A 16115-nucleotide genomic window follows, 5' to 3' on the forward strand; every position below is an offset into this window, starting at 1 on the left:
GATTTCTTCAAAACATTCAAGTATATGAAATTGCTCATTTCCTTTAAACTGGATACAGAAAGCCTGATTTGAATTCCTTGAAGGAGTGATCGTACATGTTCATGCAAAATAAAGTCGCCTGGGTAACAGGCGGGGGTACCGGCATCGGCAGAGCGACCAGTCTTGAACTGGCCAGACGGGGCGCCATCGTCGCCATCAGCTACTCGCAATCCGGAGAGGATGCGGAATCCACCGTGCGGATGATTGCCGAAGAAGGTGGGCGTGCCGCCGCTTTTAAAGCGGATGTGACCCGGGAAAGCGAAGTCAGGGAGCTTGCGGAACTGATTGCCGCCCGGTTCGGGAGCATCGACCTGCTCGTCAACAATGCCAGCGTCACCCGGCATATCCCGATGAGCGATTTGGATGCGGCCACGGAGGAAGTTTGGGATGAACTGTATGCGGTCAATGTCAAAGGCATGTTTACCTGCGCCAAAGCCGCCGCTCCCCGGATGAAAAAGAACAAAAGCGGCGCCATCGTCAATGTCGGCAGCATAGCCGGACTTACGGGTCTCGGCTCCTCCATCCCTTACGCCGTGTCGAAAGCAGCCGTCCATGGGCTGACCAAATCCCTGGCCCAAGCGCTTGCGCCGGAGATCCGCGTGAACTGCGTCGCGCCGGGCGCGGTAGCGACACGCTGGTGGAAAGGCCGCGAAGAAACGATGAACGCCCTCATCGGCAAACTTCCGCTCCAGCGGATTGCGACCCCCGAAGACATCGCCCAAATCATCTGCTCCCTTCTGGAGCAGGAGGCGGTTACGGGGCAGATTTTGACGGCAGATGCCGGGCAGACCTTGTAGCTTTAGAGTTCCAAGCTTCTATAATGAATAATATATAAAGGAATATTGGTTAGATCGGTCTACTAGGCTGGACGCGGTTTTCAGTCCCGGACTATCTTGAAAGTTCATTCATCAGGTCATTCAACTGTGTGAGCACTAGATAAAAAAGATCATGGCACCTATGTCCATGATCTTTTTGGTTTGGAAAGCCTTTGGATTTTAAAACTGACTCTTCGACGTTACTTTCATTGCTTTTCTAACTAAACTATTCCCACTCATATCATCACTCTCCCACGATAATCATGTATAGATAAAAAGGTATAGATAAAAGTATCTATACCTTTTCGGCGGTTATTGCTAATTGATCCGTGTAAACATCGCATGGATAGCGCTGATTACCGCTTCCGGCTTATTCAATTGAATATAATGGCCGGAGTCAAGGGTTGTGTGAACAACGTCGTTGGATAGGGCTGCAATTTTGTTTTGCAAGGAAGCCCATTTGGTTTCGTCGAACAAGCTGCCTGGGTTTTGCTCATTGCAGACACCGTGGCAGTTAGCGGAAAGAACCGTGATCGGTGTGTTACGAAGTGCATCTTGTGCATTCAGTTGACGGATTTGTTGATCAATTGTCAACCAGTCGGTCCATGCAAATTCGTCCGAGTACTCAAGGTCGCCGCGGATAAAATCTTCTCCGTATTCTTGAACGACATCTTCGTGAGTGGAATCAACAAAGATAATGCCAGCTACTTCGCCGGGATATAGAGTAGCGAAGGTACGAGCAAACACGCCGGAAATGGAATGGCTCACAAGCAGGTACGGGCCGGGAATATTTGCGTTATGAAGTAAGACGTGAAGTTGAGTTGCTTTTGTCACACCGTCCTTGGCAATGTTAGCGTCATCATCAGATTGACCACGACCGGCACGGTCATAGGAAACGGTCAATGTGCTTTGAGCGATTTGTTGTTGTACATAAGCTGTTTGCCATACAGTATGGTCATCACCGGCGCCGGAATCGAATACCACAGTTGGCTTACCGGGGACAGATGTTCCTTGGACGTCGATAAGAAGATCCAATCCGCTGCCAACATCAACCTTCGATGTTTGAGCGGACGCCGTTGTTACGGACAATAAAAGAATGACTACCATTAATAGTGCCATTTTGGAAAAACGTTTCATGATTTCTCATTCTCCCTTGTATTTGTTTTAATATCGCGCGATTGAATAACAATCTATTCATTTAATAAAAGATCTGAAAATGAAGGTTATGGAAGCTGTAGACAATGGGCCCTGCTTCTACTGAATCAACAGACTCACTATCGTCTTCTTCCACACGGCAAGAGAAACATATTCCCCTTGGGTCAGTGTCTTTCATCCTATAAATCTTAGCCCCCCTCATGTCGACTCCCGTACCACCAAGGCTGTCGGGAACAGAGTGACCTCGCGCTTCAACGGGAGTTCCTCCGTCAAGCAGGCAAGAAGCCTGGTAACGGCTTCCCTTCCCAGTTGCTCCACCGGAATGTCGATGCTCGTAATGGTCGGCGTCGTTACTCTGCAGATCGGCTGATTGTCGTATCCGATGACGGCCAAGTCACCAGGCACGCTATATCCGAGATTCACAGCCTGTTTGATCAACCCTGCCGCAACATGGTCACTGCCCGAGAAAAGCGCGGTCGGTTTCTTCTCTGGCAGATGGTGGATCCTGTCCATAATACGGATGCCGTCCAGGATCGAAAAGGCTCCGTCAAAGATCCACTCCTCACGATAAGGCAGGTTGTGGTCCGACAGGGCGGCCAAATACCCCTTCTTCCGCATGTTCTGCGCTTCGCTGTTGGCCGTGTCGAAGCAAAAGCCGATGTCCCGGTACCCTCTTTCGATCAGGTGCCGCACCGCGGTATATCCTGATTCGAATTCGTTGTAGCACAGAATGGGGACCGGCGCGGTTTCATGAAACTCGTTGCACATGAGGATGGGTCCTCGCTTCAGGTAAGGGGCGATATCGTCCCACATGTTCTCCAGTGCGCCAAGAATGATCCCGTCCACTTCCCTATTCTGAAGAAGCTTCATCAACTCAAGCTCGTTTTCTTTACCATAGAAGGTTTGAAATACGCACACCTTGTAATTGCATTCCAGCGCCTGCAGCGATATTCCCTTGATCAAGCCCGCAAAAAAAGGATGGTCCGCCTTGGGAACGGAGACGGCAAGTAATTTGGAGCTGTTGGTGCGCAGCCCTCTGGCCAAAAAATGCGGCGTGTAGTTCATTTCTTCAATAACCCGTAACACTTCCCTCCTTATCTTCTCGGAAACATACGGATGATTGTTCAAGACCCTCGACACCGTGGATGTCGACACTTTGCAGAGCTTGGCGATCTCTTGTATCGTAGGCATGGATTTTCCTCCAAAAAATGTCTTGACCTGTCATCGATTTCATAATTTACGATGATGGTGGATAGGAATTATCAAAAAATTCTGGAAACGGAGGAAAAACCGTGCTGACCACTAAAAACAAATATTGGGGAACAAGCAAGGACTATCTTCATCTGTTGGATTGCATCAAAACAGGTCGTGACGTAGAACCGGATTGCTTTGAAAACCATTTGGTGAACACGAAGTTACTAGAAAAATTATACATTTCAGGGAAAGAAAACACAATTAATACTTGGATTCGCTCCCTATTCCCCGCCCTCTCCGAATTCCGCGGCAAAGTCGACTTCCTGCCTTTGAACAGGCTGATCTCCGCAGAAGAGGTGGAAGCGATTCTGGCGGTGATGAGAGTGGTGCTCCCGACAGGGCAGTTCACCAGCGGGCCGTACGTGAATCGCTTTGAAGAAATCCTGTCAGGCTACCTGCGGAAAAAATATATCATCGCCACCTCCAGCGGGACGGATGCAGCGATGGTGGCGCTGCTCGCCTTGGGCCTTCGCCCCGGCGATGAAGTTATTATGCCGGCCAACAGCTTTGCCGCAACCGAAAATGCCGTGCTTGCAGTAGGCGGTATCCCCGTCTATGCGGATATCGATCCGCATACTTATACGCTAGACCCGGCAAGCACAGAAGCGGCCATTACGCCCCGAACCCGATTTATCCTCCCGGTACATTTATACGGGAAGAAAGCGAACATGGCGAGTCTCCGTGAGCTCGCGGACCGCTACCGCCTGAAGATTGTCGAGGACGCCTGCCAAGCAATTGGCGTAACGGAACTCGGACGGGAGGGAGATGCCCTGATTCTGAGCTTCAACCCGTACAAGAATGTGGGGGTATGCGGCAAAGGAGGCGCGATAGCTCTCGACGATGAAGAAGCGGCGCAGCGCTGCATGCAGTTCAGCTATCACGGATTTGAGGTCAACGCCAAGAACCGGAAAGTAAGGGACTTCGGATACAACAGCCGAATGGATAACCTGCAGGCCGCCATCGGAATCGAGCGGATGAAGCATTTGTCCCTGAACAACTTCAAACGGACGGTTCTGGCCGACCGGTACCGCCAAGGCCTGCAATCGCTGGCCGACAGCCAGAAAATCCGGCTGCCCGAATTGTCAGATGATCATGTCTGGCATCACTTCCCCATTCAAATCCTGAGCGCAGACAGGGACCTGGTTCGGCGTGAGCTGATGGACAAGTATTCGGCCGAAACCGATATCTACTATCCCGTACTGTCCCACAGGCAGAATACCCCGTTTGTGAATGCCCGCTATAAGGATGCGCGGCTTCCGCAAACGGAGCAGACGCACAGCCGGCTGCTGCATCTGCCCATGTATCCGCATTTGACCTGGGAAGAACAAGACCATCTGATGGAGGGACTGCGACGTGTTATCGGAGTATAAGGACAGCTTCATCCGGCTGGAACATCCCTTCAAGCCAAAGCACCTTGTGTTCTGCGACTTTGACGAAACTTATTTCCCGCACGTCCTGCTGGACGAGCACCGCAGGGAGCTGGAAGAGCTTGAAGCGTTCATTGAACGGAAGAGCCGCGAGGGAGAATTGATGATCGGCTGGGTGAGCGGCAGCAAACTCGAGGATATTTTGCGTAAAATGAGCGGGGGGAAATTCCGGATTTTCCCTCACTTTATCGCAAGCGACCTCGGGACGGAGCTGACCTATGTGACTCAGGAACGTTACGGCGCGAGGGATGAGCAGTGGGACCTCCGGCTTGAAAGCAGCGGTTTCTCCGAAGAAGCGGTCAAAACGCTGGTCCGGGAGTTGTCTCGGGAGTACGACGTGGACCTGACCCCTCAGACCCAGCTGGGCAGCTCCCGTTTCAAGTGGAATTTTTACTATAGGCAAAGGGACCCCTTGACGGACCTCCATACGATAAAGCACATCCGCGATTTGGCCGGCCGGTACCGGGTAGACGTCAATATCAACCGGTGCAATCCGTTGGCGGGCGATCCGGAGGACTGTTATGACGTGGACTTTATTCCGCTCGGGACCGGCAAGGCCGAGATCGTGCGCTTCATGTTGGAGCGGTACGACGTTCAACCCGAGCATGCATTTGCTTTTGGCGACAGCGGGAACGACCTGCTTATGCTCCAGGCCGTCCGGCACGGCTACTTGGTTCACAACGCGACGGAAGAAGCCAAAGGCCTGCATCCCCTGGTCTCCGAAGGGGCTTATGTGAAAGGCATTCTTCATGTACTGAAAGGACACCTGCAAGCGGGAGCATGACGATTCAAAGACCCTTTGTTTGATCAGAGAGAAAAACCACGGATAAGGGAGAGGAAATCAAGATGATCAAGATTGGTATTATCGGAGCCGGGAATATTGCCATGACGCATGCCAAAGCACTGTCAACGGTCAAAGAAGCCGTACTGACAGGCGTACATGATATCCATCAGCCTGCAGGCGAACGATTCGCGTCCACCTTCGGGGGACAGGCCTTCGAAAGGTACGAGGACTTGCTGGATTCCTCGGACGGCATTATTGTCGCTTCCCCTAACTTCAAGCATAAGGAGCATGCGCTGCAGGCCTTGGCTGCAGGCAAGCATGTCCTGTGCGAGAAACCGATGGCCATCACTCTCGAGGAAGCCCAGGTGATGCGGGACTATACGGAGAAAGCCCACGCCATCGCCATGATGGGATTCAATTACCGGTATTTGTCATTCGTCCATATCCTGATGGAGTTCATCCGCAACGGCGGACACGGCGGCATCATTTCGTTCAATATCTCCTTTAAGAAAGACAGCGCTCTGAGAAAAAAAACCTTCACTTGGAGAGACAGCGAAGCCAGCAAGCAGACTAGCGGCGCCCTGGGCGATCTCGGCATACACCTGATCGACATGATCTGGTATCTGTTCCGTTCGGATTTCCGGCCCGAATCGATCCGTGTCAAAATGGCCACCCATGTGAAGGAAAAAGAAAACAGGGAGGTCCAGGTCGACGACTATTCGGAGATTCTGGGACAGCTCCGTAATCAGGTGTTCATTCATATGGTTACCTCTAAGAGCACGGTTCCCGAGGAATGCGGGTTTGGCATCGAGGTCATCGGACACCGCAAAAATTTCCACTATCACACCCGCAATCCACTGAGTTATACCATCACGGAAGGAATCTCGTCCGCAAGCTTCGATCTCCCTCCCGCCTTATTGACGGACCCGGCAGGCGAGTTTCACGGATGGGCGGATTCATTCCGGATCGAGCAGATGGCATGGGTGGACGCCATTCTCCGGAAAAGCCGAATGGGTCTGCCGAGCTTTGCGGACGGGTACCGTTCTCAAGCTACGCTGAATCTGTTCTTCGAAACACACGCGAAGGATCTTTCAGGCACGCTTGTGATGCAGGCCTAATCCCCTGATTGCCTTCCGCAGATAGGAGGCCGACGATGCGAATCGTCCTTTGGATGGGCTGCGCCTTTTATTTTCTGGTTGGCGTCGTTCATGTGTTCATCGGCAGTTTGTCACCTCATTTTTTTGCACGCTACGACATTGGGGCCCAGGAAATCTCAGTGATCCTGTCTGTGCAGTTTATCGGGTTTCTCATCGGTGTCCTCTTCTCTCCCGTTCTATCCAAGAAAATCGGCCCGTTCGTCGTTATTACGATCGGACTGAGTATGGTCGGGGCCGCCTTGGCGGGTTATCTGTGGATCGACAGATGGGAATTGCTCTCTCTGACCGGGTTCCTGATCGGGTACGGGGCGGGCACGCTGGAGACGACCGTAGGGGCTTTGATCATAGCGCAGGGGGAAAACGGCAAGGCAGGGATGGCGAAGCTGGAGGTATTCTTCGGCTTCGGGGCCCTGCTCTTCCCCATCCTTATCCATGTGCTGGCCGGCGAAGACGTGCTTCCCTTGGTTCTGTACTCCCTGCTCAGTACAATTGCAGTGCTGCTGGCGGCTTGGGTGTCCTTGATATCAGTCGTCCGACCGAAGCAGCGGTTTCCGCAGCCCGAAGGAGCCGGAAGCGGGACGGAGGAGTTTTTCCCGGAAAGCGGATTGATGAGGGGGGAAAAGCGCAGCTTGAGCCTGCTCATTCTGTTCGCCTTCGTTTATGCCGGGATCGAGACCAGCTATGCGAACTTTTTGCCTTCACTGATGATTGTCGGCGGATTTGAGTCCTACAGCCTGATCGGAGTTTCCGTATTCTGGGCTTCGATGGTTATCGGACGAACCGTGCTAGCCGTTAAAGGGAAGAAGATTCCGCCTCTGCCGATGCTGCAAATTTCCGCTCTGTGTCTGATTTTACTTTTAGGCGTGTTCCCCTTTCTCCATGATGCAATCCTGGCGCTGGGGGTCATTTTTCTAACGGGCATTGCGGCATCTCCCCTGTTTCCGGTTGCGATTACATTTGCGGCTTCCGTGAAGCGGGGATATGTAGATGAGGTGACAAGCTACTTTATCGCTGCCGCGAGCTTGGGAGGATCGCTCATTTCGCTTCTAATCGGCTGGAGCTTGGCTCTGGAAGAGCTTTCGGTTACGCTGTTCCTATTTGCCGGACTGGCGCTTCTGCTTTGGTTCATTTCTTTCCGGCTGAGAAACACGGGTAACCGCTTCTATAAGCATGCAGGCAAGAGCATGGACCGCTAAGGTTCATGCTCTTACCCTTGTCGGAAAGCCGCTCCCGGCGCTTCTGTGGAAGCACTTGCGCATGCGGAGCAGCCAGCAGCGGGTGTTTGAGCGCTGCTGGAAGCTTTCAAACGAGCCGCTCCCATAAGAAAAAGCCGCTTAAAAAGCGGCTCATACTTGCTAATGCGGCAGGGTTCCGTTAACGCTCCTGCCGGGCTTACTGTCCGGCTGCTTCATTTGTTGCCGCAAGGCTGCCCACATTGTCCGCGTCAGACGCCGAACTGCGCTTTGTGCAGGCCGCTGTAAATACCTCCGGCGGCGACAAGCTCCCGGTGGGAGCCTTCCTCGGCTACTCCCCGTTCGGTTACGACGATGATGCGGTCGGCGTTCTTGATCGTGGCGAGCCTGTGTGCGATAACAAGAGTCGTCCGCCCTTTCGACAGCTCGGTCAGCGATTGCTGAATCGCCAGCTCCGTGGCCGTATCCAGCGCCGAAGTCGCTTCGTCGAGAATGAGAATCGGCGGATTTTTCAGGAAGATTCTGGCGATCGCGAGACGCTGCTTCTGCCCTCCGGACAGCTTGACGCCTCTTTCGCCGATCATCGTCTCCATTCCGTCCGGCTGCTTCAGAATAAATTCTTCCAGCTGGGCCTGCCGTGCCGCTTCCCAAATTTCTTCCTCGCTCGCTCTCAGCTTGCCGTAAGCGATATTTTGCCGGATGGTGCCTTCGAACAAGTACACATCCTGCTGCACAATTCCGATCTGGTTACGCAGAGATTCCAGCGTCATATCCCGGACATCCATGCCGTCGATGCGGATAGCGCCGCTTTTGCAGTCGTAGAACCGGGGAAGCAGACTGCAGATCGTCGTTTTTCCCGCGCCGGACGGCCCTACAAAGGCAATGGTTTCTCCGGCCCGAATGTTCAGGTTCAGCTTGTCGAGAATGTTCTTCTGGTCGTCGTATCCGAATGTAACCGAATCGAAGACAATGTCACCCTTAAGCTTATCCACGCTTACCGCGTCCTTGCCGTCCGCCACATCGGGTTCCGTATCGATGATCGAGATGTATCTTTTAAACCCGGCAATGCCTTTCGGATAGCTTTCCAGCACGGCGTTGATTTTCTCGATCGGACGGAAAAACACGTTGGACAGGAGCAGGAACGCGACAAACTGGCCGTACGACAATTCGCCCTGGATGACGAAATAAGTCCCGCACAGCATAACGAAAAGCGAAACGAAGCGCATCATCATGTAGCTGATCGACATGCTTTTCGCCATCAGCTTATAGGCAAGCAGTTTCGTCTGACGATACTGCTGGTTGGTTCCTTTGAACAGATTCTTTTCGTATTCTTCGTTCGCGAATGCCTGGACTACGCGGATTCCGCTGATATTGTTTTCGACCCGGCTGTTAAATTCGGCCACATTGCCGAACAGCCTTTCATACGTACGGGTCATTTTTTTGGTAAAATAGATGGCAAACCAGGCAAGCAGAGGAATGACAATAAACGTAAGCAGGGCCAGTTTCGTGTGGATCGAAAGCATGAGCAAGAAAGCTCCGATCAAGGTCATTATGGCGATGAAAACATCCTCCGGTCCATGGTGGGCAATCTCCCCGATTTCGTTCAAATCGTTAGTAATTCGGGTCATCAGGTGACCGGTCTTGTTATTGTCGAAGAACCGGAACGAGAGCTTCTGGATATGATCGAACAGTTTCTTCCTCATATCCGTTTCGATGTTTACCCCGAGCATGTGGCCCCAGTACGTGACGACGTAATTGAGGACCATGTTCAGCAAGTAAATCGCCAGAAGAGCGATGCAAGCCCAAGTGATCAGGGACCAGTCCCCGCTCGGAAGAAGTTTGTCCAGAAACAAGTTCACCGCAAGCGGAAAGCCGAGCTCAAGCAGCCCCGCGATCACGGCACAGCCGAAATCCAGAATAAACAGTCCTCTGTAAGGACGGTAATAAGCAAAAAAACGTTTCAGCAATCCTATCCCTCTTTCTTTCTCTATCTTTTAACCGCGATGCACAGACCTGTCTAATATTGTAGTCCAAACCTGCCGAACAACAAAGATAAAATTCGCTTTTAACCGAACCTTCCTGCGTTCCGAGCCGTAATCTATGAATAAATTTGCTAAATCTACGAAAATAAGGGTTGTCAAATTTTAGCATAGATTGTATGATACGGGTATAATATTTCTGGATAAACGACTCTGTCTTCTCGGTCTAGGTTTTTTTAACCTCAATTTTGTAAGCGCTTAAACCTGTTTAAGCGGCGCCTCGATAATTGCCTAGTCAACCTGCCATTGACCCCGGAATGCCGGTCAACTCTGCCTGCTCCGCCTTCTGCATCTCGCACGCAAACTATTCCAAGCTCCCGGTTTCCGCCTATTCTCTATGTATATAAGCTCCCAGGAGTTTATATAAATCCACCTGTTTTAAGGAGGGATAGCCTAGCGTTGCCCCGCGAAATTTCCGTTCTGCACGTTGTGCAAGCACAGAAAGGAGATGATCCAGGACTGCCGCTGCCAGGATAATGACTTTTCAAGCCGTTCTCTTAGCATTCCCCATTAAAAGGAGGCCAATTATATGTCAACTGTTCGTATCTCCCGCTCTGGCACGACCCGGATTCTGTTTGCCGCCGGATTGTCCCTGATCCTTGCGTTCTGTATGCTTTTACTCGCTCAAAAAGCGTCCGCCCACGGCTATGTCGAATCACCCGGCAGCCGTGCTTACCTCTGTAAGCAGGGAACCAACAAAGACTGCGGAGCTGTCGTTTATGAGCCTCAAAGCCTTGAATATGCGAAAGGCTTCCCGGCTGCGGGCCCTGCCGACGGTAAAATCGGGAGCGGGGGCGGAACTTTCCCGAAATTGGACGAGCAGTCCGCAACCCGCTGGAGCAAAGTGAACATCTCCTCCGGCACGAACACGTTCACTTGGAAGCTGACGGCCGCCCATGCGACGACAAGCTGGAAATATTACATCACCAAAGCCAACTGGGATCCGAATTCCGCACTGACCAGAAACTCTTTCGATCTGACGCCGTTCTGCTCCGTGAACTATGGCGGTAAACAGCCGCCGTTCTCTTACTCCGATACTTGTAACGTTCCGGCCAGAACAGGTTATCAGGTCATCCTGGCTGTCTGGGAAATCGCCGATACAGCGAATGCTTTCTACAACGTGATCGACGTTAATTTCGGCGGCAGCAATCCTTCCGACACAGTCGCTCCGACAGCACCGTCCGGCGCAGCCGCGTCCAACGTGACGACAACGGGCGCTACCCTGACTTGGGGCGCTTCGACGGATAACGTCGGTGTAACCGGGTATCAGATCTATAACGGTTCCACGCTCGTTACGACAACAAGCGGATCCGCTACCTCTTACAATGTAACCGGCCTCACTCCGAATACGGCTTACACCTTCACGGTGAAAGCTGTCGATGCGGCCGGTAACACTTCTCCGGCCAGCAATTCGGTTACGTTCACGACGGGATCTGCTCCTGTCGATAACCAGGCGCCAACGGCACCTGCCGGTCTGACAGCCGGAACGGCTACATCCTCGTCGGTTGCCTTGAGCTGGAATGCCGCCACCGATAATGTAGGCGTTACGGGCTACCGGATTTACAAGGGCACAACGCTTGCGGGCACGGTTTCGGGCTCGACGCTTACGTATACCGTGTCCGGCTTGACGCCAAGCACCGCTTATACGTTCACAGTGCGGGCGATTGACGCCGCCGGCAACGAATCCGCTAACAGCAACGCGGTGTCGGTAACGACAGCTTCCGGCCCGGCGGTTGCCGCTTGGGCGGTCAACACGGCTTACACAACAGGCAATCTCGTGACGTACAACGGCTCGACTTACGAGTGCCGTCAGCCGCACACCTCGATCGCAGGCTGGGAGCCTTCCAACGTTCCGGCGCTGTGGCTGCTGAAATAAGCGGCTCAACCCCAAAAAACCGATTTCCGGATCTTTGCCGGAAATCGGTTTTTTTACTTGTCGATGCGCGCGATCCGTCGCTGCCTGGCAAGCGGTGGTCCCCTGTCGGAACTGCCGCAGCGAACGCATCCTGCCGGAACGGCCCTGGCATGTCAGCCCTGACCGGACCGTACGGGCGAATTTACGAGCCAGCGGGTTGGTTGTCCGCTGGGCCTGGGCCCGAGGCTGAACTCGCTCCCGGCGCTGCCGCTGCAGGATTTTCCACGCCGCCTGTCCCCTCACTCCGCAAAAAATCCAGAAACCGCTTGAATGCTTCCGTTTTAAACAAATCCTTCCGGTAAATAAACACGACGTTGATTTCCCGGAATTCCTCCGGAATGGGATGCAGGTAAACCTCCCTCGCCTGAACGATTCTGCTGATCGACGAACGGGGAAGCAGCGAGACGCCAAGCCCCGCCGAGACGCCTCCGATGATAGCCTCCAGGGTACCGAACTCGATCATGTGGCGAGCCTCGACGCCTTCCTTAACCAGCAGCCGCTCGACTCTGTCGCGGTGGGAGCAGCCCGAACCGAAAAACAGCAGAGGTTTCTTCAGCAGCTCGGCAAGATCCGTTTCTTTCGGCTCCGAAATCAACACCAGTTCTTCCTCGAACGCGGGTTGGCATTCAAGCTCTTCCTGTGAGACCGGTCCGTACACGAAGGCTCCGTCCAGCTCGTAATCTTTGATTTTGCGGATAAGCTGGTGCGAATCGGAGGTGATCAGCGAAAGCTCGACCTCCGGATACAGACCGTGATACCGAGTCAGCAGCTGCGGCAGGTGGATGGCGGCCGTCGTTTCGAGAGAGCCCAGCCGGAGCGGGCCTTTCGGAATATCCGTCGCTTGGGCGGATTTCACGGCTTCTTCCAGCAGAACCACAATTTTATCGGCGTACCCAAGCAAATTTTGACCGGCCGCCGTCAGCTTCATCCCTTTGCTGGACCGGTAGAACAGCTGCGTGCCCAGTTCCGTTTCGAGGAGCTGTATCCGGTTGGTCACATTGGACTGGACATAGTTCAGAATATGCGCCGCCTTGGTGATACTCCCCTCCCGGGCCACCGTACGGAATATTTTCAAATCACCGCTCTCCATCCGAACCTCCCTGACATTCCATTAGTGAAATCGATACCTTTGTTCATTTCTAATGATTTTACTTGATGACCGGCTCTCTGTAAAATTCAACGTGTCAGAACTCATTGATTCAACAAGATTTTATACCGGAGGGATTTGTTATGAAAGCTGTTCTGCATAGAGAAAAAAGCGGAGTAGACGGACTTGTCTATTCCACAACGGAAGACAGGCATCCCGGATACGGGGAAGTTAAAGTCAAGCTGATCGCAGCGGGTCTCAATCACCGCGATTTATTCGTTATAAATGACCGGAATGCCGGAGACAGACCGCTAATACCCGGTTCGGACGGAGCGGGAATTGTGACGGAAATCGGCGAAGGCGTTTCCCCCGACCTTCTGAACCTGGAAGTTGCGCTGAATCCGACTTTAAACTGGAAAAAAGCGGATTCCTTGCCGGAAGATCTTCAAATCATCGGAAGTCCCTCCGACGGGACTTTTGCCGATTTTATCATCGTGCCCGCAGAAAATGCCGTCGCTAAACCTTCTCACCTCACTTGGGAGGAAGCCGCCGTTCTCGGGTTGTCCGCGTTGACCGCTTACCGCGCGTTATTTACCCGGGGCGGTCTTAAGACAGGGCAGCACGTCGTCATCCCCGGTATCGGAGGAGGTGTCGCTACGATCGCGCTCCAGATGGCCAAGGCTGCCGGGGCCCGGGTCAGTGTCTCGTCCCGAAGCGAACACAAGCTGGAGCTGGCCCGGCAGCTCGGTGCCGATTTCTGCTTTGAAAGCGGCGGAAGCTGGAAAGCCCGCTTCGAGGAAACGAAGGCGGATTTGGTGCTGGACAGCATAGGTCCCGCCACCTTCCCCAACTATTTCGACGTCCTTAAACCGGACGGGCGTATCGTCAGTTTCGGAGCCAGCTCGGGAGATGCCGTCGAACTTCCGCTGCGCGCCCTCTTTTTTCCCCAACTGAGTGTGATCGGAACGTCTATGGGCAGCTCGGAAGAATTCCATGCGATGCTCCAATTTGTGGCGAAACACAACCTCAAACCTGTCGTGCATAAAGTGTTTCCGATGCGTGACGCGGTCCAGGCTTTCGCCTGCATGAAGGAGGGCCGGCAGTTCGGCAATCTGACCCTGATGTCAGGTGATAAAAAAGTCTTGAACTAATTTAGTTGATTTTGCTGAGTTTGCCTCGGCACGTGATAAGCACGAAAAAAGTATGTAGGGAACCGATTTAGAACCATAGCAACCCATTATGAATTCTAATTGGTCAATTGTTTCAATAATAATCCGGTCTGAATTTGAAGACGGTTCTGCCATTTTGTTACGTCAAAGCAGTGATTTTAAATTGACTTTTGAAATGCCGTCGATAACAAAGAGTCGGGGTGTTTCAACACACTCGAATTGTATACGGCATTGTCCATACAACTCAAAGTAATCTTTAAATGCCTGAAATCCGTCTTCTTGAAATGATCCATATCCGTAACAAAGTAACTGAAATCGTAGTCCTGAAATTCGTCCGGTGGGATATTTACGTTAGTGAGTGAGCCTTCTAGCGTAAAAATTCTGATCTTCTCGTTATCCAGAGCAAATTTCATACCCAGACCCGTCATTTCTTCCTTGCTTCTCGCATGCACCACCTCTAATACAATTTTATGTATCCATAATTTGTGAATCCATATAATTACAGCTCAATCAAAGAGGATGAAAAAAAGACACGGGATGACCTTCCGTGTCCTGCAGTTCTCTTTAGCCCTATAGATTGTACTCTGTTAAAAGTTAAAGCCGCAGCCCTATCTCAGATGAAGCTCAATCACCGTATCGCTCTCATCCGGAAGCCTGGATCCGGCAAGATTAATGAAGGCGCCGTTCTCAATGTCGGAGTATTCCAGCGCCATCCATGGAACTTCTACCTTAAGTTCGGTCCCATCCCGCAGCAGTCTGGCTTTCTCAATCTTGCCCTTCAACCCTTCGAAGTAAATTGGGCCTATCCCCCGGTCATATACATGGGCATACAACCTGTTCCCGTTCTGGGTGTAGCGGCCCCACTCGGGCTTCGGCAAATCAGCCGCCTTACAGCCATAAATGCTGTCACCGTTCAGTCTCAGCCATTCCCCTACTTCGTCCAGCACCTCCAGTGTCTCCCGGTTGATCTCACCCTTCGCATCCGGGGCCACGTTAAGCAGCAAGTTCCCGTTCTTGCTGACGCATTCGACCAGGGTACGGATCACCTGCTTGGCTGACTTGTAGTTCTTGTCCGCAGCATGATAACCCCAGTTATCGTTAAGGGTGATACACGCTTCCCAAGGGACAACTTCCCCCTTCTCATCCACGATGCCACCAGGTGGAATGATCTGCTCCGGGGAGAAGAAATCCCCGGCATATTCCTCGGGTTCTGCCGCCCGGATATTACCGCCCAGGCGGTTATCAATGATGATATCCGGCTGGATGGAACGAATCATCCGAATCAGCTCGGTCGCTCTCCATTTCTCGCCGGTCATATCATCATAGGAGAAATCGAACCACATGATGTCAATCTTGCCGTAGTTCGTGAGCAACTCCTTCACCTGACCATGCATGTAGTCCAGATATCGGTCGAAGTCGATTGGCTTGTTCTTGGCCGCTTCATTGTCCCGATCCGGGTGCGCTTTGTCCCCATATCCCGGGTAATCGTCATGATGCCAGTCGATGATCGAATAATACAGTCCGACCGCAATGCCCTCCTCGCGAAAAGCATCTACATATTCACGAACCAGGTCTCGTCCAGCCGGGGTGTTCGTCGCCTTGAAATCCGTCAGCTTACTGTCGAACAGACAGAAGCCGTCGTGGTGCTTGGTCGTCAGCACCGCATACTTTTGTCCTGCAGCCTTGGCGGCCTTCGCCCATTTCTTCGGTTCATACCGGGATGCGTCGAACTCGTCAAAATACACTTGATACTGCTCATAACTCATCCGCTCGTTGCCTCGAATCCATTCTCCCCTGGCGGGAATGGAATATAATCCCCAGTGAATGAACATGCCGAACCGGTCCTGCAAAAACCACCGGGTCCTTTGCTCTCTTGTGCTCATGCGACAATCCCCCGTCTCCTTTGAAGTGATTCTAAATACACACAACGGCTGAAAAGACTATTCCGGATGCGGAACGTTCTTGCGAACGCTGTTGTCTCCAGATTTCTGGATTATACCGCTTAGCGGGTGAAATCCGGGACAAAGGCGAACGCTGCGCTTCTTCAGAATCGTTCCGCCCCCTCCGTTACTTAGCATAAA

General features: G+C 52.5%; 12 protein-coding genes and 1 pseudogene. 7 read left to right on the forward strand and 6 right to left on the reverse strand.

What is annotated here, in order from left to right; all coding sequences use genetic code 11:
* Positions 1–95: 95 nt before the first annotated feature.
* Entirely contained in the window at positions 96–836 is a 741-nt protein-coding gene (locus AC2TF6_RS15680; protein WP_369996195.1) for an SDR family NAD(P)-dependent oxidoreductase, read from the forward strand.
* Between the two features lie 336 nt (positions 837–1172).
* On the opposite strand, the gene AC2TF6_RS15685 is transcribed toward AC2TF6_RS15680, so the two are convergent.
* Entirely contained in the window at positions 1173–1991 is an 819-nt protein-coding gene (locus AC2TF6_RS15685) for an alpha/beta fold hydrolase (RefSeq protein ID WP_491307542.1), read from the reverse strand.
* 216 nt (positions 1992–2207) lie between these two features.
* The gene (locus AC2TF6_RS15690) at positions 2208–3200 is read right to left on the reverse strand and encodes a LacI family DNA-binding transcriptional regulator (protein WP_491307543.1); all 993 of its coding nucleotides are present in this window, start codon (positions 3198–3200) and stop codon (positions 2208–2210) included.
* A gap of 104 nt (positions 3201–3304) precedes the next feature.
* Here AC2TF6_RS15690 and AC2TF6_RS15695 point away from each other — a divergent pair, with 104 nt between their 5' ends.
* From AC2TF6_RS15695 to AC2TF6_RS15710, 4 genes are all read left to right on the forward strand, one after another.
* On the forward strand, positions 3305–4633 hold the full coding sequence (locus tag AC2TF6_RS15695; RefSeq protein WP_491311669.1) for a DegT/DnrJ/EryC1/StrS family aminotransferase: 1329 nt from the start codon (positions 3305–3307) through the stop codon (positions 4631–4633).
* On the forward strand, positions 4617–5474 hold the full coding sequence (locus tag AC2TF6_RS15700; protein WP_491307544.1) for an HAD-IIB family hydrolase: 858 nt from the start codon (positions 4617–4619) through the stop codon (positions 5472–5474). The genes AC2TF6_RS15695 and AC2TF6_RS15700 overlap by 17 nt, the downstream gene beginning before the upstream one ends.
* A 62-nt stretch (positions 5475–5536) precedes the next feature.
* Positions 5537–6592 (forward strand): Gfo/Idh/MocA family protein, encoded by a 1056-nt coding sequence (locus tag AC2TF6_RS15705; protein ID WP_009673798.1) that lies wholly within the window; start codon positions 5537–5539, stop codon positions 6590–6592.
* A 35-nt stretch (positions 6593–6627) separates the two neighbouring features.
* Positions 6628–7827, forward strand: coding sequence for an MFS transporter (locus tag AC2TF6_RS15710; protein WP_491307545.1), 1200 nt, complete (start codon positions 6628–6630; stop codon positions 7825–7827).
* 248 nt (positions 7828–8075) lie between these two features.
* Here AC2TF6_RS15710 and AC2TF6_RS15715 read toward each other — a convergent pair whose 3' ends face one another.
* The gene (locus AC2TF6_RS15715; protein WP_491307546.1) at positions 8076–9791 is read right to left on the reverse strand and encodes an ABC transporter ATP-binding protein; all 1716 of its coding nucleotides are present in this window, start codon (positions 9789–9791) and stop codon (positions 8076–8078) included.
* Positions 9792–10392: 601 nt separating this feature from the next.
* On the opposite strand from AC2TF6_RS15715, the gene AC2TF6_RS15720 reads away from it, so the two are divergent.
* The gene (locus AC2TF6_RS15720) at positions 10393–11739 is read left to right on the forward strand and encodes a lytic polysaccharide monooxygenase (protein WP_491307547.1); all 1347 of its coding nucleotides are present in this window, start codon (positions 10393–10395) and stop codon (positions 11737–11739) included.
* Between the two features lie 181 nt (positions 11740–11920).
* Here the strand turns inward: AC2TF6_RS15720 and AC2TF6_RS15725 are convergent, their stop codons facing one another.
* Entirely contained in the window at positions 11921–12868 is a 948-nt protein-coding gene (locus AC2TF6_RS15725; RefSeq protein ID WP_491307548.1) for a LysR family transcriptional regulator, read from the reverse strand.
* A gap of 140 nt (positions 12869–13008) precedes the next feature.
* On the opposite strand from AC2TF6_RS15725, the gene AC2TF6_RS15730 reads away from it, so the two are divergent.
* Positions 13009–14016 (forward strand): quinone oxidoreductase family protein, encoded by a 1008-nt coding sequence (locus AC2TF6_RS15730; RefSeq protein WP_491307549.1) that lies wholly within the window; start codon positions 13009–13011, stop codon positions 14014–14016.
* Positions 14017–14303: 287 nt separating this feature from the next.
* Here the strand turns inward: AC2TF6_RS15730 and AC2TF6_RS15735 are convergent.
* Together AC2TF6_RS15735 and AC2TF6_RS15740 are read right to left on the reverse strand one after the other, a co-directional pair.
* Positions 14304–14462: pseudogene (locus AC2TF6_RS15735) on the reverse strand (aminoglycoside 6-adenylyltransferase); the annotation flags it as partial.
* A 180-nt stretch (positions 14463–14642) separates the two neighbouring features.
* Positions 14643–15917, reverse strand: coding sequence for an alpha-L-fucosidase (locus tag AC2TF6_RS15740; RefSeq protein WP_491307550.1), 1275 nt, complete (start codon positions 15915–15917; stop codon positions 14643–14645).
* Between the last annotated feature and the right edge of the window lie 198 nt (positions 15918–16115).

This window comes from Paenibacillus sp. JNUCC 35, assembly GCF_058269095.1.